We start from the raw sequence: 22,980 nt of genomic DNA on the forward strand, positions 1-22,980 counted from the left end.
GAAAAAAAAGAGCTTCCAAAAAAGAGCTTACAGCACGTAAATCTAAGTCATTTCAATGTTTTTAAAAAAATTATCTCTCTTCAATTATAAAAATATTTCGGAAGAAAATTTTGATTTTGATGCCAAAATCAATTGTTTCGTAGGAAAAAATGGTGTAGGCAAAACAACGATTCTTGATGCTGTTTATCATTTGGCAAACGGGAAAAGTTATTTTAACCCCATTACACTACAAAACATAAAACATGGAGAGGATTTTTTTGTTTTAGATGGTCAATTCATATTAGAAGAACGAACGGAACAAATTATTGCGAGTTATAAAAAAGGACAAAAAAAAATCTTAAAACGCAATGGAAAAATTTACGATAAGTTTTCAGATCACATTGGCTTAATCCCTTTGGTGATTATTTCTCCTGCTGATAGTGATTTAATAATTGAAGGAAGTGAAACCCGTAGACGTTTTTTAGATTCAGTACTCTCACAACTAGACTCCCAATACCTTCATGAATTAATCCAATATACCAAAGTATTGAGTCAACGCAATGCATTATTAAAATATTTTGCTTTGAATCACGTCTTTGATCACGACACCTTATTGATATATAATGACCAATTGAATACCTTAAGCCTTCCCCTTTTTGAGAAAAGAAAAAAATTCATTGAAGCCTTTATACCTATTTTTAATTTCTACCATCAAACGATTTCTGGGGCTGCTGAGGCAGTACAATTGATCTATGAAAGTCATTTGCATCAAAACTCGATGCACACCCTCTTAGAACAACATTTAACTAAAGATCGAGCACTACAATACACATCCGTTGGGATTCATAAAGACGATTTATCTTTTGAAATTGATCAACATCCCATTAAAAAATTTGGTTCACAAGGTCAGCAAAAATCATTTTTAATTGCTCTGAAACTGGCCCAATTCGATTTTGTAAAAAAACAATCCGGCAAACTCCCTATACTACTATTTGACGATATTTTTGATAAATTGGACGAAGATCGAGTGGGAAAAATTATTGAAATGGTAAATCAAGATACATTTGGACAATTATTTATTTCAGATACTCATGCTGAGCGGACCGAAACCATTGTAAAAAGTACTTTACAAACTTATAAAATATTTAATTTGTGATTTTTAGAATACAATTCATATATTTACCTTTTTAAACAACAATAACCCCAAAAAAATGAAAACAAAAATTACACTATTCTTTGTACTTAGTTTAATTTTTTTTAGCTGCAAAGAAAAAAGTAAAGATTCTTTTACTGATGCAAATACGCAAGTAATTTCGTGCAATTTGGATGCCCTATCTTTTTCTAATAAACTTAAAAGCACAAATCATGCACAATTAATTGACGTGAGAACTCCAGAAGAATTTGAGTCAAATCACATTCCAAATGCTCTTAATGTAGATTACAACAATCCTGAATTTGAAAATCAAATTGCTAAATTAGACAAAACCAAACCTACTTTTGTTTATTGTCTAAGTGGCGGAAGAAGTAGTGAAGCTGTAAAACTTATGGAACAAATGGGATTTACCGAACTTTACAATATGGAAGGTGGCATGATGAAATGGGACGCTATGGGATTGAATAATAAACAAACAAATGCAAGCGGAATGTCTCAGTCTGATTTTCAAAAATTAATACAAAATAACAATAAAGTTCTTATAGACTTTAATGCGAAATGGTGTGGTCCCTGTCAAAGAATGGCTCCTTATTTAGAAAAACTTAAAGATGAACTTAAAGAAAATCTTACTATTATTTCAATAGATGTAGACTCAAACACTACCTTAGCGGGATCTCTCGGCATAGAAAGTCTGCCTACATTATTATTATATGAAAACAAAAAAGTAGTTTGGAAAAACATTGGATTTATTTCAGAAGATGAACTAAGAAAACATATTTAAATCAAAAAAGTAGATAGCAATAAATTAAAAATATGATTAGCACCGAAGCACTTCGTTTTTTAGAAGATTTATCAGCCAACAATAATACTGAATGGATGCATAACCATAAAAAACGTTATGAAGCCTACAAAAAAGAGTATCACAACTTTATTTCTTTGTTATTATCTGAAATGAAACCTTTAGACGAAAAAATCGAGGGCTTAGAAATAAAAAATTGTACCTTTCGAATCAATCGAGATATTCGGTTTTCCAAAGATAAGTCTCCCTACAAAACGAATATGGGCGTTTGGCTGTCACAAAATAAAAATCGTAAAAATGCTCCAGGCTATTACATTCATTTTGAAAAAGGTAATTGTTTTATTGCGGGAGGCGTTTGGTGCCCTGAACCAAATGAATTAAAACTCATTCGTAAAGAAATTGAATTTTTTTACGATGATTTAGAATCTATCCTTACTGCAAAAAATTTTAAGACGATTTTCAATGACTTGGATAAATCTGATGAAAACATGCTAAAAAAAGCCCCTAAAGATTTTGATCCTAGTCATCCGGCAATAGAATTTCTCAAATTAAAAAGTTTTACTGCTTCTTATAAAATTGATGAACATGAATTTACTAAAGCTGATTTTAGTAAAAAAGTTGCTCAAAAACTAATTGCCTTAAAACCATTGAATGATTTTTTGAGCCGCGCTCTAGAAACCGAAGAATAGTTTTTAATTCATAAATTAAAAATGACGAATTACGAATTTTTAATTTCAATACTTTTGCAATTCGTAATTCACAATTCGTAATTATTTATGCACATTCAAAATAACTTTTCCCTCAAAAAACATAACACTTTTGGCATCGAAGCCAAAGCAAAACAATTTGTTGCCGTACATACCTTGGATGAATTAGAAACCCTATTAAAACAACATCAAAATGAAAAAAAATTCATTTTAGGGGGAGGAAGCAACATGCTTTTAACAAAAGATATTGATGCTTTAGTCATTCATGTGGACTTAAAAGGAAAAAGAATCATACAAGAAGATGAGGATTTTGTTTGGGTCGAAGGACAAGCAGGAGAAGTTTGGCATGATTTTGTTTTGTGGACTATTGCTCAAAACTTCGGTGGATTAGAGAATATGTCTCTAATTCCAGGGAATGTTGGCACAACTCCTGTTCAAAATATAGGTGCTTATGGTACCGAAATTAAAGACACATTTGTTTCTTGTGAAGCCATTCATGTCGAAACTCAAGAAAGAAGAATATTTACCCATAGTGCGTGTCAATTTGGCTATCGTGAAAGTATTTTCAAACATGAAGTAAAAGGGCAATATATCATTACTTCGGTGGTTTTTAAACTTACCAAACGAAACCACAACATACACACAGACTATGGCGATATTAGGTCTGAACTTGATCGTAAATCCATTACACATCCAACACTACAAGACATTTCGAATGCTGTGATTGCTATTCGTCAACAAAAATTACCCGACCCAAAAGTACTAGGTAACAGTGGAAGTTTCTTCAAAAATCCTATAATTTCTAAAACTCATTTTGAAAAAGTGCAAGCCCAATTTCCCGATGTAAAATTTTTTGAAGTTTCGCCCACTGAAGTAAAAGTCCCAGCGGGATGGCTTATTGAACAAGCTGGATTGAAAGGGTATCGAAAAGGCGACGCGGGCGTACACAAAAATCAAGCCTTGGTTTTGGTCAATTATGGTTCTGCCACAGGTCAAGAGCTTTTAGACTTATCCAAGTATGTTCAAGATACCGTTTTAAAAAAATACAACATTGCTATTGAAGCAGAAGTAAACGTTGTTTAACAGTTTTTCTTGTTCATAAAAGTATATTCTTGATGAAATTTAATCAAGTAAATAAAATCCACTTTTGAATATCATGATATGTGATTCATCTGAGTGAGTATCTATTTGTTAAAAAAACTAGATTGCTTCGCTATTTTCTAAAATGCTTTTTTGTAGTTTTGCATACGTTTTTTTTAAGACTTTTAAACTGTTATGCTACTCACTCTTTTTTGTTTGTTCATTGCCGTAGTTGTGTTGCAACTTGTGTATTATATTATAGTTTTTGGAAATTTTTCCTTTGCCAAACCACAAACTATTAACCCCAAAAGAGTGCCCATTTCGGTTATCGTATGTGCTAAAAACGAAGAGGAAAACGTAAAAAACTTTATTCCTTTGTTGGCCCATCAAAATTATCCTGATTATGAAATTGTGTTGATTGACGATGCCTCTCGAGACGATACTCTAGAAATTTTTGAAGCTTTTGAAAAGGAATACAGCAACATTAAATTGGTAAAAGTAGAAAATAACGAAGCTTTTTGGGGTAATAAAAAATTTGCACTGACACTTGGCATTAAGGCCGCTAAAAACGAATATTTATTATTCACTGATGCGGATTGTTACCCAAAAACCACCGATTGGATTCAGACAATGAGTGCGCAATTTACTAAGGAAAAAACTATCGTTTTAGGGTATGGAGCGTATGAAAAGATTAAAAATTCGTTTCTAAACAAAATGATTCGTTTTGAAACACTATTGACCGCTACACAATATTTTGCTTGGGCAAAAATAGGCAAACCTTACATGGGTGTAGGTCGTAATATGGCATACAAACGAGAAGAATTTTTCAGGGTTCGAGGCTTTATTGACCACATGAAAATTCGCTCAGGCGATGATGATTTGTTCATTAATCAAGCGGCGACAGGTTCAAATACCACCATATGCTTTCATGCCGACAGTTTTACTTATTCAAAACCCAAAACGACTTTCAAAGAGTGGTTTACACAAAAAAGAAGACACGTCGCTACAGCTCAACATTACAAATCATTTGATCGAATGCAGCTAGGCTTATTTTATATGACGCAATTATTATTCCTTGTGTTGCCTATCATTTTACTTTCATATCAATTTCAATGGATTATAGTATTAAGCATCTTGGGATTTAGATACTTATTTGCTTGGATTTCGCTCGGATTTGCCGCTGGAAAACTGCAAGAAAAAGACACCATATATTGGTTTCCTTTTATCGAATTACTCCTTGTTTTCACACAATTGTTCGTGTTTATAAGCAATACTTTTTCAAAACCAGTGCATTGGAAATAACTCATTACATAGAAAAAGCCAAACAAGGCGACCAAGTAGCGTTCACGTTTCTTTTAGACCACTATTGGAACGAAGTGTATGGTTTTATGCTAAAACGTACTGAAAACGAAACCAATGCTGAAGATATAACCATAGAAACTTTTTCAAAAGCCTTCGACAAATTAGCTACTTATAATCCGGAGTACCAATTCAATACTTGGTTGATTGCCATTGCAAAAAATGTTCATATCGACTTATTACGAAAAAAGAAATCCTCTCTTTTTATTGAAATTACTGATGAAGAAGATCAGCAAGCCTACAACGTAGCGGACACCTCCCCTAGCGCAGAAGACGATCTCATTACGGAACAAAATTTATCTCAACTCCTTCAATTTATTAAAGAATTGAAACCTCATTATCAAGAGGTGATTCATTTGCGGTATTTTCAAGAAATGAGTTATCAAGAAATCTCAGAACAACTGAACGAGCCACTTAATAATATAAAAATCAAACTGTTGCGTGCTAAAAAACTTCTTGCTGAAATTATTCAAACTAAGCGTTAGTTTTCTGTTCTTCCTTTACGTTTGCACACAAAATTTAAAACAACGAGTTTTTTATTTAAACATACTCAGTAAATCTAGGTGATTTTAAAAAATATCTCAATATAAAATCATATTTATTACTATACCTACACAATATTCACAAAATACTTGCGTTATTATCATAAATCCGCTTTACTTCTTTTACATGTAAAAATAAGGCCTATGTAACAATGATACCTAACCTTTAAAATTTTGAATTATGTTACACGTAAGTATCTTTGAAAAAAAGTGGTTAGACCTTGTTTTTGAAGGCAAAAATCAACAATATGGTGCCTATCAATTACGTCTAGAAAGCGCCAAAACAACCTTTTTTGCTTTTATTTTTGGAATTGGATTTCTTGTTGGAGCCATCGTTTTATTAAGCTCATTTAACACAAAACCTAAGGAAAAAATTATTGCCTGTACATTACCCCGTGCAAGTCATGTTAATCCGGTTGTACCGAAAACAGAACCTAAAAAACCCGAAGTAAAAAAAACTGAGGCAAAAGCTCCATCAGCAAAACCCTTAACTCTTAATGCACCATTGGTAGTGGTTGAAACGCATCAAGCTCAAACTTCAGTTACAATAAATGCCGAAACACCAAAAAATAGTGGTTCGACCTCATCCATTGGAACAGGAATTAGTTCCGACCTTCCAACAAATCATAACAGCGGCGGTTTATCCATTTTGCCTACCCCTGTTGAAGGGCCAGTAAATTCTAAAGAATTAGATCGTCAACCCATGTTTCCCGGAGGTATTAAAAACTTCTGTGAATATGTTGGCTCTCATTTTGAACGTCAAGAAATGGAAGAAGGGGAAACTGTTCGTGTGCTTGTTTCCTTTGTCATTGAAAAAAACGGCACAATGACAGACATCGAAATTATCAACAAAACCACACCCGTAATTGACAATGAAGCCCTTCGTGTTCTTACATCATTAAAAACAAAATGGAGCCCTGGTTATAAAGATGGAGCACCCGTGAGAACTCGATTCACAATGCCTATTACGGTTACATCAGAATAAAATCTTCTATTAAATTTGTTAGTTTGAAAGCCTGTCGCAACAAGAGCGACAGGCTTTTTTAGATAACATTTGATAAAAATTTCTTAAGAACACGAAAAAGCGAAATCTAATGTTCGAAATCTAAAAACTACATTCGTATCTTTGCAAATCAAAATTTCATGTATGGAATCGGTTACAGAAAATACACTTCCTATTGGAACCCGAGATGGTGCAAAACCAAAATGGCTCAAGGTAAAATTGCCTATTGGACAAAAATATACAGAACTTCGTGGTTTGGTCGATAAATACAAATTAAATACTATTTGTACTTCGGGTAGTTGTCCAAATATGGGTGAATGTTGGGGTGATGGTACTGCAACCTTTATGATTTTAGGAAATATTTGTACTCGCTCTTGTGGTTTCTGTGGCGTAAAAACGGGTCGTCCTGAAAATGTGGATTGGGATGAACCCGAAAAAGTGGCACGCTCAATAAAACTCATGAAAATCAAACACGCTGTCATTACGAGTGTTGACCGTGACGATTTGAAAGACATGGGGTCAATTATATGGCAAGAAACAGTAGAAGCGATTCGTAGAATGAATCCCGAAACTACTTTAGAAACCCTAATCCCTGATTTTCAAGGCGTAGAACGTCATATTGATCGTATTGTTGCAGCAAATCCTGAAGTGGTTTCTCACAATATGGAAACCGTTCGTCGTTTAACTCGTGAAGTCCGAATTCAAGCCAAGTATGACAGAAGTTTAGCGGTATTAAAGTATCTAAAAGAACAAGGCATTCGCCGAACGAAATCAGGCATCATGCTCGGATTGGGTGAAACCGAAGAAGAAGTATTAGAAACCATGCAGGATCTTCGTGATCAAAATGTGGATATTATCACCATCGGGCAATACTTACAACCTAGTAAAAAACATCTACCTGTTAAAGAATTTATTACTCCAGAGCAATTTGCACACTATGAAACTATAGGAAAAGCGATGGGATTCCGACATGTAGAAAGCGGCGCATTGGTACGATCGTCTTATCACGCACAAAAACATATTTTGTAAACATCACGTATGAACTAAGTAGTTCCTTTTTAAAATTATGATAAAAATTGCTATCAATGGATTTGGAAGAATTGGGAGAAATCTTTTCCGATTGTTGCTTAATCATCCCACCATCGAAGTTGTGGCTATCAACGATATCGCCGATAATCGTACCATGGCTCACTTAGTAAAATATGATAGCATACACGGGATTTTACCTTATGAGGTTAGTTATGATGACTATTCAATACAAGTAGCTGAAAAAAAATACACTTTTTATCACGAGAAAGACATTTCGAAATTAAATTGGGAGGGTATTGATATAGTTGTAGAATCAACAGGAAAATTCAAAACCTTTGCAGAACTCAATCAACATATTATTGCTGGAGCTCATAAAGTTTTACTATCAGCGCCGTCAGAAGTACCCGAGATTAAGACAATAGTTTTGGGGGTAAATGAATCGATACTTGACGGTTCGGAAAGCATTGTTTCTAATGCGAGTTGTACGACAAACAATGCGGCTCCAATGATGAAAATCATTAATGATTTATGTGGGATCGAACAAGCCTATATTACCACCGTCCATTCTTACACAACCGACCAAAGTTTGCACGACCAACCCCATAAAGATCTCCGTAGAGCTCGGGGAGCAAGTCAGTCGATTGTACCAACCACAACGGGAGCTGCCAAAGCATTGACTAAAATTTTTCCTGAATTGGAGGGCAAAATTGGAGGTTGTGGTATTCGGGTTCCTGTTCCAGATGGGTCACTAACGGATATCACTTTTAATGTGAGTAGAAAAGTTAGCATTGAAGAAATTAATACAGCTTTTAAAAATGCGGCTAAAACAAGGTATCGTGGCATTTTAGATTACACAGAAGACCCTATTGTATCAGTAGATATTTTAGGAAATACCAACTCCTGCCTCTTTGATGCACAATTAACGTCTGTAATTGATAAAATGGTAAAAGTTGTAGGTTGGTATGATAACGAAATTGGATATTCCTCCCGACTTATAGACTTGATTTTAGTATTACATCAAATGTCAAGATAGTAAAAAAAGGTTCTACGAAAAAAATCATAGAACCTTTTTTATTTATTTGAGGTCGTTTTACATCCCTGCTACAATGTAATTGTAAATCTTTATCCCTTCTGCATCTGTCAAATGTGCTTTTTTCTGCATTTTTAAGACAAGAGGTTTCCAAGCTTCTTTAGTAAAATCGGTGGCTTCATACAATTTATGACATTTGGCACAATTATTCTCATAAAGAACTTTTCCCTCTGCCAGTTCAGGAGTCATTTCTACTTTTTTAAGGGCCTCAGGTTTTGTCGTATTTTTTGAAGTTCCGCAAGAAAACAAGACCAAAGCAACCACAGCTACTACGTAAATTTTATTTTTCATATCTTATTATTTTGAAATATAAATGTATGAAAAAAGCTGTTTTTCCAAACAGCTTTTTCTAATTATTTTACATCCATTAATTCCACATCAAAAATCAACGTAGCATAAGGTGGAATTACCCCTCCTGCGCCACGCGAACCATACCCTAAATAAGATGGAATAACAAAACGAGCTTTATCGCCTACTTGCAATAATGCAATGCCTTCATCCCAACCTTCAATGACATGTCCTTTCCCTAAAGGAAATTCAATCGGTTTCTTTCTTGAATAGGAATTATCAAATATTTTTCCATTCTCTAATGACCCCGAATAATGAACCGAAACTGTTTTCCCAGGTTCTGCTTTTTTGCCATTTCCTTTTTGAATGAATTGATAACGCAATCCACTTTCTGTTTTTTCGAAACCTGCCGCTAGTTTTTCTAGGGCCTCTTCGGCTTTTTTACGTGCTGCTTCGATTCTTTTAGCGCGTGACCCTTCAAACGTGCGAAACGCCTCAATAGCATTCCATTTTTGAGCTTCCTCTCCTACTCTAATGATTTCTATATTTTCAATAATGTCGTTTTGGGCAATTTCATTAACAATATCTTGTCCCTCAACCACATGTCCGAAAACCGTATGCTTATCATCCAACCAAGTTGTAGGCACATGTGTAATAAAAAACTGTGAGCCATTCGTTCCTGGTCCAGCATTGGCCATCGACAACACTCCTGGCTTGTCATGTCTTAAATCGACGCTAAACTCGTCATCAAATTGATATCCTGGCCCTCCTGAACCAATTCCCTGTGGGCATCCTCCTTGAATCATAAAATCGGGAATCACACGATGGAATTTTAATCCATCATAATAGGGTTTACCCATAGGTCGTGCCGTATTTTCTAATTGACCTTCGGCTAAACCTACAAAATTACCTACAGTTCCCGGAGTAATATCGTGTGTAAGTTTTACTAAAATGGCGCCTTTCGTTGTATTGAATTTAGCGTATATTCCGTTTTCCATTGTATTCTATTTAAATTGAGCGGCAAATTTAGCACATTCTTGTAGATTATCATAAATATTGTATCTTTGAAGAGTAAATTTTAAACTATGAACTCAATATACGACTCGCACTCAAATGCTCTTTTGATAAATCGAATCAATACACTACAACCCGATAGCCAGCCTCTTTGGGGTAAAATGTCTGTAGGACAGATGCTAACTCATTGCAAATTGGCAAGTGATGTTGCTTTTGGCAAAATGGACATCAAAGTTACTATTATAATGAAACTTTTGGGAAAACTGTTAAAGAAAAAAGTATTTTATGGTGGTGATATGGGAAAAAATTCGCCCACCGCTAAAGAGTTTGTAATCACGGATACTATAGAATTTGAAAAAGCCAAGACAGAACTCATCACAAACATTCAAAAATTTGCTCAAGAAGGTCATGCAGCAATTTCATTGATGGAACATCCTTTTTGGGGCAAAATGAGTTATGAAGATTGGGATGCCTTGATGTGGAAACATCTCGACCATCATTTAAAACAATTCGGAGTGTAATATTTTTATGGATTCTCAAAATTACATCGAAATCAACAGAAAAGCTTGGAATGAAAAAACAGCATTTCATGTGGCTTCAGATTTTTATGAGATGAATGCGTTCTTGGAGGGCAAATCAACTTTAAACCCTATTGAATTAGAATTACTAAAAGAGGTCACAGGAAAGAAGATACTACATCTTCAATGTCATTTTGGACAAGATTCGATGACTTTATCTCGTATGGGAGCCCACGTTACAGGAATAGATTTATCCAACAAAGCCATCGAAAAAGCAAAAGAAATTGCTCAAGAACTTCATTTAGACACGCAATTTGTTTGTTGTAGCGTATACGACACTCCTCAATACATCAACGAAACCTTTGATATTGTATTTACAAGCTACGGCACTATTGGATGGCTTCCCGACTTAAACGAATGGGCAAAAGTTATCGCTCATTTTTTAAAACCCTCTGGCCGACTAATCATGGCCGATTTTCATCCAGTCGTCTGGATGTATGATACTGATTTTAAAGAAGTTTTTTACAGTTATTTTAATGTAGAACCCATTATTGAAGAAGAAACAGGAACCTATGCTGACAAGGAAGCCTCGATAATCTCAAAAACAATCAGTTGGAATCATCCAATTTCAGAAATACTGAACGCCCTACTCTCAAATGGATTGACGCTTTCTTGTTTTCATGAATATGATTATTCACCATATTCTTGTTTTAATAACGTAGAAGAATTTGAAACAGGAAAATTTCGCATTAAAAGTTTACAAAATAAAATCCCGATGGTATATGCATTGGAAGCCGTGAAACCTTAACTTTTATAATTTTGTAATAAGAAACTCTGATCTTCTATTGGCCTGATGTTGAGCCTCTGTACAATTGGAATCATTGATTGGTTCGCAAGCACACGCATTTATTAATTGCGTTTCTCCAAATCCTTTAGCCGTAAGTCTTGAAGCATTGATTCCTTTTGAAACCAACCACTCTAGTGTGGCTTTAGCTCTATTTTCTGATAAGATCAAATTATAAGTCGCACGATTTCTACAATCAGTATGCGAGCGAATAGCAAGCGACATGTGAGGATATGCTTCCAAAACATCTAAAATTTTTGCCAATTCGACAGCAGCATCGGGACGAATTTCGAATCGATCTAAATCGAAGTAAATATTTTTTATATTGAAGACTTTAGACAAATCATCTCCCACTTTCAATACTTGAATCGTCTCATTAATCTGAATTTGTTTTTCAATTCCCTCATCTTCTACCCGAATAGCTTCTTCTTTTGTTTCAAAATCTTTTCCTTCCACTCGAATCGCATAATCTGCATGACAAGCCACTTCATCAAACACGAAATTTCCTTTTGAATCAGCAGTTATAGTTTTTATCAATCGGTGCTCGTTATCATACAAACCAACCATTATTGACGTTGACGGAACTTCGGTTCCTTTTGTCAGCACCAAACCTCTTATAGATTGCGTACATATTTTATTAATAGGTTTTATTCTATAAATATCATCATTCCCTTTTCCGCCACTTCTATTTGAAGAAACAAATCCAAAGTGCTTGTTTGGCGCCATGACAAAAGCAAAGTCATCAAACGGACTATTTATAGGAGTGCCTAAATTTATTATTTTTTGTATTGTGCCATCAGAGGCTATTTTGGTTTGAAAAACATCTAAACCTCCCAAACCAGGATGCCCATCTGAAGCAAAATAGAAAAATCCATCCGTTGAAATGTAAGGAAATGTTTCCCTTCCCTCTGTATTTATAGTGGGCCCTAAATTGATTGGGGTTCCATAACTTCCATCGTCATTAATGCTTACTTTATACAAATCGGACTGTCCATAACTTCCAGGCATGTTAGATGCAAAATAAAGTGTTTTCTCGTCAACGCTCAATGCTGGATGCGCTACACTGTATTGGTTGCTATTGAAAGGCAATTCCGTACATTTCCCCCAATGATTTTCTTGCCATGTGCTTTTGTAAATCTTTAACAGTGTTGAATGTAGAGAATCTTTTCCTTTTTTACCATCATTATAATTGTTCCTTGTAAAATAGATGGTTTTTCCATCCCGTGTAGCAACTAAGGATGATTCATTAAACTTTGAATTAATAGAACCAGCGCATTTTGTCGGTGTATGTAACTTTCCCTCCTCATCCCATTCTGACTCGTACAATTCTGTAAAATGCTCTCCTGTCCAAGAATGGACACGTTTTCCGATACTTCCCGTATCTCGAGCCGAAGCAAACACTAATTTGTTTTCCAAAAAAGCTCCCCCAAAATCGGCATACTTTGTATTAATTTCTGTATTTTCTATACTGTAAAATCCAGAATTCTTTTCTATAGTTTTCAAATACTCTTTTCCCTGTTGAATCAATAGTGCGCGAGTTTCTTGCTTCCTTTTATCGGCAAAAAAGACCATCATTTCGTCTGCTTTTTTATAATTTCCTAGGGTTTTTAATGTGAGCGCATAACGATAATAATATTCTGGATAAACCTCTTGATTCAAATCTATTAAACGACTATAATATTGAGCCGCTTTTTCATAATCTGCTTTAAAATAATAACTATCGGCTAACTTTTCTAAGATTTCGACGGAAACATACCCTTTTGAAACCAATCGTTCATACGTTTTAATAGCATTAACATACGCCAGCTTCTCATACGCCTTTTCAGCTTTTTGTTCTATTCTTTTTTGTGAAAAAATAACACAAGATTGAACCAAAACAACTATTTGAAAAATTAATTTACACTTCATACTACTAAAAGAATCTTGGGGAAACGATCCGACTTTGTTTTTTATTCCATTCCCATCGCATAAAAATTTCATGAGAACCCGAATTATAATTATTAAGTTTGGTGGTCTCTAAATCATAGCCATAACCGATATAAAGTCCGTCTGTGACTTGAAACCCCGTTAAAAAACTCATGGTTGCATTCCACCGCCATGCCGCTCCAAGAACAAACTTTTCATAGAGCAACACATTGGAAGATACATCACATTGTATAGGAGCGCCTTGAACAATTTTAACTAAAAAAGCAGGTTTGTATTTAATATCAGGAGTTATATCAAACACAAAACCACCAATACCATAAAATGTATACTTTTCTTGATAAACGACCATCTCATTGTCGGAATATCGTTTCGTTTGAAAAATATTAGGTATCGATATGCCAACATAGTTCTTTGCCGAATGAATATACAACCCCGAACCTATATTGGTTGAATAGGTATTTCTGATAGAAAACAAAGAAGGATCGTAATTGTTGGATGGATTTAATTTTGATGCCTCAAGAGTGAAGTTTTGAACAGAGCCTTTCAATCCAAATGCCATTTTGTAGGAATCTGATAAAGAAATCGTATAAGAAAGATCTATAGCAGAATTATACGAAACAGAGGGTCCAATTCTATCACCAACAAATGAAACTCCCATTCCGAACGAACGAATTCCTAACGGTGTATTTACCGAAAATGCATCCGTTACAGGAGCTCCATCCATTCCAACCCATTGATTTCTATACAATCCAAAAACACTCATTACTCCCCTTGAACCCGCATACGCTGGATTAATATTAATGGTATTATACATGTACTGAGTATATTGAGCATCTTGTTGCGCAAATCCAAGATAACACACAAATAAACAGAAAAACAACATTTTTTGAACCATCAGTACCTGTACTTCATATTACTATTTTTTAGTAAAAAAGTAATTTTTACACAAAAATCTACAAAAACAAAATATTTAATGCAAGATACAAATTGTTTTATAAATACGATTCATTTTCTAAGACAATTCCATTAATCATTTAATGAATAGAACTTGTTTAAGCAAAATCAAAACTTTTTGATTAATTTTTATTTATTATGGGAGTTAGCTACTTTTGCATACTTGTTTTAAAAAATATGAGAATCGACATTATCACCATCTTACCGGATCTATTAAAGAGCCCTTTTGAAGCCTCAATCATGAAAAGAGCAATTAAAAAAGGCTTGGTTGAAGTTCATTTTCATAATCTTAGAGATTATACAAAAAATAAGCAACGAAGTGTAGACGATTATCCTTTTGGCGGAGGAGCAGGTATGGTTATGATGATTCAACCTATCGATGACTGCATCACCAAACTCAAAAGCGAACGGGATTACGACGAAATCATTTACATGACCCCAGACGGAGAAACTTTGAATCAGAAAATGGCAAATTCTTTGTCTTTGTATGAAAACATTATTATTCTATGTGGTCATTACAAAGGCGTTGACCAGCGGGTTCGAGATCATTTTATTACTAAAGAAATTTCTATTGGAGATTACGTACTCTCAGGCGGTGAGTTGGGCGCACTAATCTTATGTGACGCCATCATTCGATTGATTCCAGGAGTACTCTCAGACGAGACCTCTGCACTAACAGATAGTTTTCAAGACAATTTACTCTCAGGTCCCATCTATACTAGACCTGCGGAATACAAAGGATGGAAAGTCCCAGAGGTATTAACCAGTGGTCATTTTGCAAAAATTGACAAATGGAGAGAAGACATGGCCTATGAACATACTAAAAATAGAAGACCCGATTTGTTAGATGAAAATAATTTATAATTGCTGTTTTATTATTCATAATTATTTTTTAATTTTGCACCCACATTTGACTAACCTCTGGCGAAAATCGTGAATGTTGCTCAGATTTTAAACCATAATAATTATTTAAAATGGCAAATTTAGTAGATTTCGTGAACAACGAATTATCAACAAAGAAAGATTTCCCTGCATTTGGAGCTGGTGATACAATCACAGTTTACTATGAAATTAAAGAGGGAGAAAAAACTAGAACGCAGTTCTTTAAAGGAGTAGTTATTCAAAGAAAAGGGACTGGAATTACTGAAACTTTTACCATTCGTAAAATGTCTGGTGCTGTTGGTGTGGAGCGTATCTTTCCAATCAACATGCCCGCTTTACAAAAAATCGAATTAAACCAAAGAGGTAAAGTGAGAAGAGCTCGTATTTTCTACTTCAGAGAACTTACTGGTAAAAAAGCAAAAATCAAAGAAAGAAGAAAATAATTCTTATTTTTCTATCAATAAAAGAAGCTCCAATGATTTGGGGCTTTTTTTATGCAAAAATTCATGCTTTATTTTATGAAATTCATAATTTAATATCGTTTAAATATCAAATTGATAATTCAATCGATTTCGCTAAAAATCAGCTTCTTTTTTCCCTCATTTTCATATCTTTGCTAGCCTTGAAAACTATTTTATTTTCATTTACAAACAAAAATCGAAACTTTTGTTTACTATAAAAACAAACAACAAAATGTCACAATCTAAAATCATTTACACTATTACAGACGAGGCTCCCATGTTGGCCACTCATTCTCTTTTACCTATTATTAAATCTTTTGCTGCTACAGCTAATATTGAAGTTGAGACCCGAGACATTTCTCTTGCTGATAGAATCATTGCTAACTTTCCAGAATTTCTAACAGAAAACCAAAGAATGGATGATGCTTTAGCCGAATTAGGTCAACTTGCCAATACACCTGAAGCCAACATCATCAAATTACCTAATATTTCAGCCTCAGTCCCTCAATTGAAAGGCGCTATAAAAGAATTAAAAGAAAAAGGCTATGCACTTCCTGATTATCCTGAAGACGCTCAAACCGTAGAAGAAAAAGCAATAAAAGCTAAATATGCCAAGGTATTAGGATCGGCTGTAAATCCGGTTTTACGCGAAGGAAATTCAGATCGAAGAGCCCCTAAAGCAGTAAAAAATTATGCAAAAAAACACCCCCACAGTATGGGAGCGTGGTCATCTGAATCAAAAACACATGTTGCCAGCATGACAGAAGGTGATTTTTATGGCAGTGAAAAATCAGTTACTGTACAAGAAGCCACCGATGTTAAAATTGAATTCTTTGATATTAATGGGAATACAACCGTTTTAAAAGCCAGTACCCCATTAAAAGCAGGTGAAATTATTGATAGCTCAGCACTTAACTTAAATACATTCAAAGAATTTATAGCTAAAGAAATCGAGGACGCCAAAGCGAAAGGCGTTTTATTTTCAATCCACATGAAAGCCACAATGATGAAAGTGTCTGACCCTGTAATTTTTGGGGCTGCAGTTGATGTTTTCTACAAGGATGTCTTTACAAAATATGCCGATTTATTTAAAGAATTGGGTGTTGATACTAAAAACGGATTAGGAGATGTATATGCTAAGATAGCTGGGCGACCTGAACAAGCAGAAGTAGAAGCAGCCATTACCAAAGTATATGAAACAAGTCCGGCCCTAGCCATGGTAAATTCAGAAAAAGGCATTACAAATCTTCATGTCCCTTCCGATGTTATTATAGATGCTTCCATGCCAGCCATGATTAGAACCTCAGGACAAATGTGGAACGCAGAAGGAAAAGGACAAGACACTAAAGCAATTATTCCTGACAGAGCCTATGCTGGAGTTTATGTTGCTACTATTGATTTCTGTAAAAAACATGGTGCCTTCGACCCAAAAACTATGGGAAGTGTTCCTAATGTTGGATTGATGGCTCAAAAAGCAGAAGAATATGGTTCGCATGATAAAACGTTCCAAGTACCCTCTGAGGGAGTTGTTAAAGTTACAGATTCAAAAGGTGTCGTATTGATGGAACAAGCCGTTGTAGCGGGTTCAATTTTCAGAATGTGTCAAGTAAAAGATGCTCCTATTCAAGATTGGGTAAAATTGGCCGTAAATCGCGCAAGACTTTCTAACACGCCAGCTGTTTTTTGGCTAGATGAACATCGGGCACACGACAGACAATTAATTGAAAAAGTAAATACATATTTAAAAGACCATGATATTTCTGGTTTAGATATTCGAATTTTAAATCCTATTGAGGCGACACATTTTACTTTAGAAAGACTCGTTAAAGGATTGGATACAATTTCGGTAACTGGAAATGTGCTTCGTGATTATTTGACCGATTTATTTCCTATTCTAGAAGTGGGAACTTCTGCCAAAATGCTTTCCATTGTTCCTTTAATGAATGGAGGCGGATTGTTTGAAACCGGTGCTGGGGGTTCAGCTCCAAAACACGTAGAGCAATTTATTGAAGAAGGGTATTTACGATGGGATTCACTAGGCGAATTTTTAGCATTAGGAGTATCTTTGGAACATCTAGGTCAAGTTTTTAATAACAAAAAAGCGTTAATTTTATCTGAGACTCTGGATAGTGCTACAGAAAAGTTTTTAGAAACCGATAAATCTCCTGCACGAAAAGTAGGACAAATCGACAATAGAGGTTCCCATTTTTACCTTACCTTATACTGGGCACAAGCATTGGCAACACAAGAAAAAGATGTTGATTTAAAAACTATTTTTACCCCTATCGCTCTTGAATTAACAGAAAACGAATCTAAAATTGATAGTGAATTATTGGCTGCACAAGGTACGCACCAAAACATAGGCGGCTACTACAAACCAAATCAAGACTTATTAGTCAAGGCCATGAGACCTAGCTCAACGTTCAACGCCATATTAGAAAAGTTAAATTAAAATCCTCCATATAACACAAAAAAAGACGTGAAATCACGTCTTTTTTTGTATTTACTTTTCATCAGCTTTCTTTAAAATCTTATCTTGATACTCTATCAAAATTCGGGCTTTATACCCGATACCCAAATTCCAATACTGATTGGTTATAAACTGATTGTTGGCGTCATAAAAAGTAAATTGCCCTGTATTTGGGGATAATTCTCCATAATTTAACGCTTCAATTTCTATAACATTGACCCCTTTTTCCAAGGTAAGCTGTATTTGTTTAAACTGTGATTCCAAATAAATACGATCGGTAATTACCACACCATTGACCCAAAGCCTCACTAAATCACCATCTATAGCCCCGTAATCTCTAGAATTTAAATTGATGTTTTTAGTATACACAACAAATTGACCTAAATTCATATCCCGATTAAATAATTCAGGACGTATGCCGTCTTCTTTCATTTGCTGATTAAATTTCTCTGTATAATCCTCTGCAGGAGTTTTTAAAGGATAGGATTTAGGTGTTTGTGTTTGTCCAACTTTTGGGAGTTCTGGTAATCCTTCTAAAAATTTACTTTTAGGTTCCGAAAAATAATGACTTTCAAATTTTAGTGACGGAGCTATTGAAATAGGATTATTCTGAGGAACTAAGGCCTTTTTTTGGGGTGCTTTTTGAGGTTGAGCACTAATATTAACTTTGCGTTTGGAGGCCTCAAACTGTGCTTGTGCATTCCAAAAACTGAAAACAAAAACTAGAATCAAAAAAGACAATCGCATGTTTTTCGTAAACTTTTGGTAAATATATTCAAAAAGCAATGATAAAAGCCATTTCATTAACCATACCTTAACAAATGTTGTGTAACATAAGTGCAAAGAATTCGTCACATTTGCAATTAAATTTTTGTATATGTTATTTAATAAATTTCTACTCTCTTTTTTAGTATGCTTCCTGACGACTTTTGGGTTTTCACAGGAAAAATATACCGTAAGCGGGACCATAACTGATAAAAAAAACAATGAAACTCTTATTGGGGTTACCCTTAGTATTAAAGGCACTTCCATTTCAACGCTTACCAATGAATATGGGTTTTATTCATTAACTCTTCCTAAAGGGAATTATGAACTAACCGTCAGTTATATTAGTTATGGAATTATCACTGAAAAAATAAATTTGACTCAAAATATTAAGATGAATTTTTCAATGACCGAAACTAATGAAGTCCTTCAAGAAGTAATCATCACTGAGAAAGCAAAGACCAATACGAGAAAACCTGAAATGAGTGTTAATAAAATGTCGATGGTCACCATAAAACAAATGCCTGTGGTTTTGGGGGAAGTAGACGTAATCAAATCGATTTTGTTTCTTCCAGGTGTAACAAACGCAGGTGAGGGACAATCAGGATTTAATGTTCGTGGCGGTGGAGCCGATCAAAACTTGATTCTTTTAGATGAAGCGACAATATATAATTCTTCGCATCTTTTCGGATTCTTCTCCGTGTTTAATCCCTATGCCATCAAAGATTTAAAATTATACAAAGGAGGGATTCCCGCTCGATTTGGAGGTCGCGCTTCTTCAGTTATAGATATTTATCAAAAAGATGGAAACAGTACTAGTTTTCACATGAATGGTGGCATCGGATTGATATCAAGTCGATTACTTGCAGAAGGACCTATTGTAAAAGATCGAGGTTCCTTTTTAATAGGAGGCCGTGCGTCTTATGCACATTTATTTTTAAAATTATCTAACAATAAAAACTCCGCTTATTTTTATGATTTAAACACCAAATTAAACTATAAACTAAACAAAAACAACAACCTATTCCTTTCTGGATATTTTGGACGCGATGTATTCGATATCAATCAAAGTTTTAAAAACACTTATGGAAATTCAACCCTAAACTTGCGTTGGAACCACCTCTTCAATGATAAATTATTCTCAAACTTGTCTATGATTTACAGTGATTACTATTATGGTTTGAATCTTGATTTTGTAGGTTTTGATTGGAATTCAGGAATCAAAAATTATAATTTGAAATACGATTTTAAGTATTATCTATCAGATAAGATTAAGCTCAATTACGGAGCCAATGCAATCTATTATGATTTTAACCCCGGAACAATCGAACCTAGTCGCAGCGATTCGGGAATCAATTTCAAGCAATTAGAGAAAAAATATGCATTTGAACCTTCTTTTTACGCAGATAGTGAGGAAAAACTTTCTAAAAACTTTTCTATTAATTATGGTTTGCGCTATAGTTTATTTTATCGTCTAGGAAATTCAACAGTAAATTTATACGCCAACAACCAAGCCGTTACTTTTGACAACGATTTGAAAATTTATGAAAAAGGCGTACCCATTGGAACCGCCTATTATGGCAAAAACAAAACCATCGCTAGTTTTAACAATTTTGAACCCCGATTTTCTGCTGCTTATGAACTATCCGAACACGCTTCAGTGAAAGCCAGTTACAATCGAATGTTGCAGTATCTACAATTGATTTCTAATACCGCTTCTCCTACTCCTTTAGACGTTTGGACACCGAGTGACACTTACATCAAACCTCAAATCGCAGACCAAGTGGCAGTAGGTTATTTTAAAAATTTCAAAGAAGACCAGTATTCCTTGGAAGTCGAAAGCTTTTACAAAAAAATTAAAAACCGCATTGACTATATTGATGGAGCGGATTTGATTGCTAATGAAGCTATTGAACAAGTAATCTTGAATGGGGAAATGCGATCTTATGGTCTAGAACTTTTACTTCGAAAAAATACGGGTAAATTTACTGGCTGGATTGCCTATACACTATCTAAATCGGAACAACGAACTCCAGGAAGAACAGCCAACGAAACGGGAATTAACAACGGAAATTGGTATCGATCTGCCTATGACAAAACCCATAATTTGGCCGTCACTAGTTCGTATAAACTGAGTAAAAAATGGAATTTTGGTGCTAATTTTGTTATACAAACTGGGCAACCTGTAACTTATCCAAACGGACAATATACGTACATGGGCATAACAGTTCCGAGTTACGGAACTCGTAATGAAAACAGTTTACCTTTATACCATCATTTGGATGTTTCCGCTACTTTAACTCCTAAAAAAAGTCAAAATCATAAATGGAAAAGTGAATGGGTTTTTAGTATTTATAATCTCTATGGCAGAAAAAATGCGGCCTCAATCAGTTTCAGACAAAATCAGGATTCTGGTCAAAACGAAGCGATTCGTTTATCCATTTTTGGAATGGTTCCTGCTGTTTCTTATAACTTCAAATTTTAAACTTATGAAAAAACGATATTCTATTCTCTCATTCCTAGTCATTTCATTAACATTAATCAGTTGTGAAGACAAAGTAAACATCCCTTTAGAAACTGCTGCTCCAAAATTGGTTATTGAAGCGAATATCCTTTGGCAAAAAGGAACAGCAGGAAACGAACAAAAAATCAAACTTACTACAACCACGGATTACTATAATGAAAACATCCCTACGGTTTCAGGTGCTGTGGTATCCGTTACAGATGTTTCAAATCCCACACCTGTACTATTCCCTTTTGTTGAAACACCGAATACTGGCGAATATGTTTGTCATACCTTTATACCTATAATAAATCATGATTATTTGTTGACCATTGCCTATAATGGACAATCTTATACCGCTACGGAAAAACTTTTAGCCACACCTACAATTGACAACGTGCAACAAACTACGGTTCAAGGATTTGGAGGCGAACGAATACAAGTCAAGTTTTTTTATCAAGACAATGGTAATGAAGATAATTATTATCTTATTGGTGTCAAAAACTCAACAAAAGCAATACCTGAATATGGGGTAGTCGACGATACCTTCTTCCAAGGAAATCAGATGTTTGGATTCTATTCTGATGAAAAATTGAAGGCTGGCGATCAATTACTATTTAGTTTGGAAGGCATTTCGCTTCGCTATTACAATTATATGAATAAATTATTGAATATTGCCGGAAACTCTAATGGTAGTCCTTTTTCAACCCCACCAGCCACTTTACGCGGAAACATCATCAATCAAACGGATGATAACAATTATCCTTTAGGATATTTCCATCTCTCTGAAATTGATACGAGAAATTATATTGTTCAATAATTAATTTGAAATTACGAATTACGAATTCTAAAATATTTTTTTAACTACTTTTACATAATTTAAAATTCATAATTCTAAAAATGTCTTCACATCACATCGTTCGCGACGATCAAGAACCAGCATTAATTATTGCTAATGGCGCCTCGTGCAGTTTAGAATTATTAGGTCAATTGCTTGAATGGTCTCCTGTTGTAGTAGTTTTGGACAGTGCTATTGAAAGAGTTTTGCCATTAGACATTAAAATAGATGTGCTTTTGGGAGATTTTGACAATAATTTCAATCCTGAAATATATGCAGAAAAACAGTTTCCGTTACAAATCGTTCACACCCCCAATCAAGACAAAACTGATTTAGAAAAAGCTTTCGATTACTTGATTGAGAAAGGGCATAAAGCCGTAAATGTGGTCTGGGCTACAGGAAAACGTGCCGACCATACCATCACCAATATTACCAATATTGTACGGTATCGCAACAAACTGAAAATAGTCATCCTTGACGATCATTCGAAGATTTTTTTATTACCCAATACATTTGAAAAATGGTATCCAGCCCATACTCCTCTTTCCTTAATTCCTATTGGAAAAGTGACTCAAATCAAAACAGAAAATTTGTTTTACCCCTTACACAACGAGGAACTCACCATAGGTTATCGAACGGGAAGTAGCAATCATGTTACAAAAGATGGCATCGTAAAAATTGAACATGCAGAAGGTGACTTGCTTCTCATGGAATGTTTTGATTAAAAAGATTGTTAAATCGCATTCATTTTAGTATATTTGATAACGAGAAAAGAC

At 34.7% G+C, this 22,980-nt stretch carries 22 protein-coding genes; 17 read left to right on the forward strand and 5 right to left on the reverse strand.

What is annotated here, in order from left to right:
- Positions 1-55: 55 nt before the first annotated feature.
- The 9 genes from recF (at position 56) to gap (ending at position 8,684) form a co-directional block, all read left to right on the forward strand.
- Complete coding sequence (gene recF / locus CLV55_RS01355) at positions 56-1,135, forward strand: DNA replication/repair protein RecF (protein ID WP_112111939.1); 1,080 nt, start codon at positions 56-58, stop codon at positions 1,133-1,135.
- A 55-nt stretch (positions 1,136-1,190) separates the two neighbouring features.
- The gene (locus CLV55_RS01360; protein ID WP_112111940.1) at positions 1,191-1,913 is read left to right on the forward strand and encodes a thioredoxin domain-containing protein; all 723 of its coding nucleotides are present in this window, start codon (positions 1,191-1,193) and stop codon (positions 1,911-1,913) included.
- A 32-nt stretch (positions 1,914-1,945) separates the two neighbouring features.
- Complete coding sequence (locus tag CLV55_RS01365) at positions 1,946-2,620, forward strand: DUF2461 domain-containing protein (RefSeq protein WP_112111941.1); 675 nt, start codon at positions 1,946-1,948, stop codon at positions 2,618-2,620.
- 87 nt (positions 2,621-2,707) lie between these two features.
- The gene (gene murB / locus CLV55_RS01370; RefSeq protein WP_112111942.1) at positions 2,708-3,721 is read left to right on the forward strand and encodes a UDP-N-acetylmuramate dehydrogenase; all 1,014 of its coding nucleotides are present in this window, start codon (positions 2,708-2,710) and stop codon (positions 3,719-3,721) included.
- 192 nt (positions 3,722-3,913) lie between these two features.
- On the forward strand, positions 3,914-5,020 hold the full coding sequence (locus tag CLV55_RS01375; protein WP_112111943.1) for a glycosyltransferase: 1,107 nt from the start codon (positions 3,914-3,916) through the stop codon (positions 5,018-5,020).
- Positions 5,011-5,562, forward strand: a complete 552-nt coding sequence (locus CLV55_RS01380; RefSeq protein WP_112111944.1) for an RNA polymerase sigma factor — start codon at positions 5,011-5,013, stop codon at positions 5,560-5,562. Before CLV55_RS01375 ends, CLV55_RS01380 begins: the two co-directional genes overlap by 10 nt.
- 238 nt (positions 5,563-5,800) lie before the next feature.
- Positions 5,801-6,604: an energy transducer TonB gene (locus CLV55_RS01385; protein WP_112111945.1), complete on the forward strand. Its 804-nt coding sequence runs from the start codon at positions 5,801-5,803 to the stop codon at positions 6,602-6,604.
- 162 nt (positions 6,605-6,766) lie between these two features.
- Positions 6,767-7,651, forward strand: a complete 885-nt coding sequence (gene lipA / locus CLV55_RS01390; RefSeq protein WP_112111946.1) for a lipoyl synthase — start codon at positions 6,767-6,769, stop codon at positions 7,649-7,651.
- Between the two features lie 34 nt (positions 7,652-7,685).
- Positions 7,686-8,684, forward strand: a complete 999-nt coding sequence (gene gap, locus CLV55_RS01395; protein WP_112111947.1) for a type I glyceraldehyde-3-phosphate dehydrogenase — start codon at positions 7,686-7,688, stop codon at positions 8,682-8,684.
- A gap of 57 nt (positions 8,685-8,741) precedes the next feature.
- Here gap and CLV55_RS01400 read toward each other — a convergent pair whose 3' ends face one another.
- Together CLV55_RS01400 and CLV55_RS01405 are read right to left on the reverse strand one after the other, a co-directional pair.
- A complete protein-coding gene (locus tag CLV55_RS01400) occupies positions 8,742-9,032 on the reverse strand; it encodes a c-type cytochrome (RefSeq protein ID WP_112111948.1) in 291 nt (96 codons plus the stop codon).
- A gap of 62 nt (positions 9,033-9,094) precedes the next feature.
- Complete coding sequence (locus CLV55_RS01405) at positions 9,095-10,027, reverse strand: peptidylprolyl isomerase (protein ID WP_112111949.1); 933 nt, start codon at positions 10,025-10,027, stop codon at positions 9,095-9,097.
- Positions 10,028-10,114: 87 nt separating this feature from the next.
- Here CLV55_RS01405 and CLV55_RS01410 point away from each other — a divergent pair, with 87 nt between their 5' ends.
- Positions 10,115-10,564 (forward strand): DUF1569 domain-containing protein, encoded by a 450-nt coding sequence (locus tag CLV55_RS01410; RefSeq protein WP_112111950.1) that lies wholly within the window; start codon positions 10,115-10,117, stop codon positions 10,562-10,564.
- Positions 10,565-10,571: 7 nt separating this feature from the next.
- A complete protein-coding gene (locus CLV55_RS01415; protein ID WP_112111951.1) occupies positions 10,572-11,369 on the forward strand; it encodes a class I SAM-dependent methyltransferase in 798 nt (265 codons plus the stop codon).
- A gap of 3 nt (positions 11,370-11,372) precedes the next feature.
- On the opposite strand, the gene CLV55_RS01420 is transcribed toward CLV55_RS01415, so the two are convergent.
- Positions 11,373-13,385, reverse strand: a complete 2,013-nt coding sequence (locus tag CLV55_RS01420; protein ID WP_245902664.1) for an OmpA family protein — start codon at positions 13,383-13,385, stop codon at positions 11,373-11,375.
- Positions 13,318-14,226: a PorP/SprF family type IX secretion system membrane protein gene (locus CLV55_RS01425; protein ID WP_112111952.1), complete on the reverse strand. Its 909-nt coding sequence runs from the start codon at positions 14,224-14,226 to the stop codon at positions 13,318-13,320. The genes CLV55_RS01420 and CLV55_RS01425 overlap by 68 nt, the downstream gene beginning before the upstream one ends.
- Positions 14,227-14,462: 236 nt before the next feature.
- On the opposite strand from CLV55_RS01425, the gene trmD reads away from it, so the two are divergent.
- The 3 genes from trmD (at position 14,463) to CLV55_RS01445 (ending at position 18,080) form a co-directional block, all read left to right on the forward strand.
- Positions 14,463-15,149 carry a tRNA (guanosine(37)-N1)-methyltransferase TrmD gene (gene trmD, locus CLV55_RS01430; RefSeq protein WP_112111953.1) on the forward strand — a complete coding sequence of 229 codons (687 nt, stop codon included), beginning with the start codon at positions 14,463-14,465 and terminating at the stop codon, positions 15,147-15,149.
- A 110-nt stretch (positions 15,150-15,259) separates the two neighbouring features.
- Positions 15,260-15,610 (forward strand): 50S ribosomal protein L19, encoded by a 351-nt coding sequence (rplS, locus tag CLV55_RS01435; RefSeq protein WP_112111954.1) that lies wholly within the window; start codon positions 15,260-15,262, stop codon positions 15,608-15,610.
- A 250-nt stretch (positions 15,611-15,860) separates the two neighbouring features.
- Positions 15,861-18,080, forward strand: coding sequence for an NADP-dependent isocitrate dehydrogenase (locus CLV55_RS01445; protein ID WP_112112210.1), 2,220 nt, complete (start codon positions 15,861-15,863; stop codon positions 18,078-18,080).
- Positions 18,081-18,131: 51 nt separating this feature from the next.
- Here the strand turns inward: CLV55_RS01445 and CLV55_RS01450 are convergent, their stop codons facing one another.
- Positions 18,132-18,845 (reverse strand): hypothetical protein, encoded by a 714-nt coding sequence (locus CLV55_RS01450; RefSeq protein WP_146739515.1) that lies wholly within the window; start codon positions 18,843-18,845, stop codon positions 18,132-18,134.
- A gap of 130 nt (positions 18,846-18,975) precedes the next feature.
- Between CLV55_RS01450 and CLV55_RS01455 the strand changes: the two genes are divergently transcribed.
- The 3 genes from CLV55_RS01455 (at position 18,976) to CLV55_RS01465 (ending at position 22,929) form a co-directional block, all read left to right on the forward strand.
- Positions 18,976-21,348: a TonB-dependent receptor gene (locus tag CLV55_RS01455; protein ID WP_112111957.1), complete on the forward strand. Its 2,373-nt coding sequence runs from the start codon at positions 18,976-18,978 to the stop codon at positions 21,346-21,348.
- Positions 21,349-21,352: 4 nt separating this feature from the next.
- Entirely contained in the window at positions 21,353-22,186 is an 834-nt protein-coding gene (locus tag CLV55_RS01460; protein ID WP_112111958.1) for a DUF4249 domain-containing protein, read from the forward strand.
- An 80-nt stretch (positions 22,187-22,266) separates the two neighbouring features.
- Positions 22,267-22,929, forward strand: coding sequence for a thiamine diphosphokinase (locus CLV55_RS01465; protein WP_112111959.1), 663 nt, complete (start codon positions 22,267-22,269; stop codon positions 22,927-22,929).
- Positions 22,930-22,980: the final 51 nt, after the last annotated feature.

The organism is Flavobacterium aciduliphilum, assembly GCF_003268855.1.
GTDB classification, from domain to species: domain Bacteria; phylum Bacteroidota; class Bacteroidia; order Flavobacteriales; family Flavobacteriaceae; genus Flavobacterium; species Flavobacterium aciduliphilum.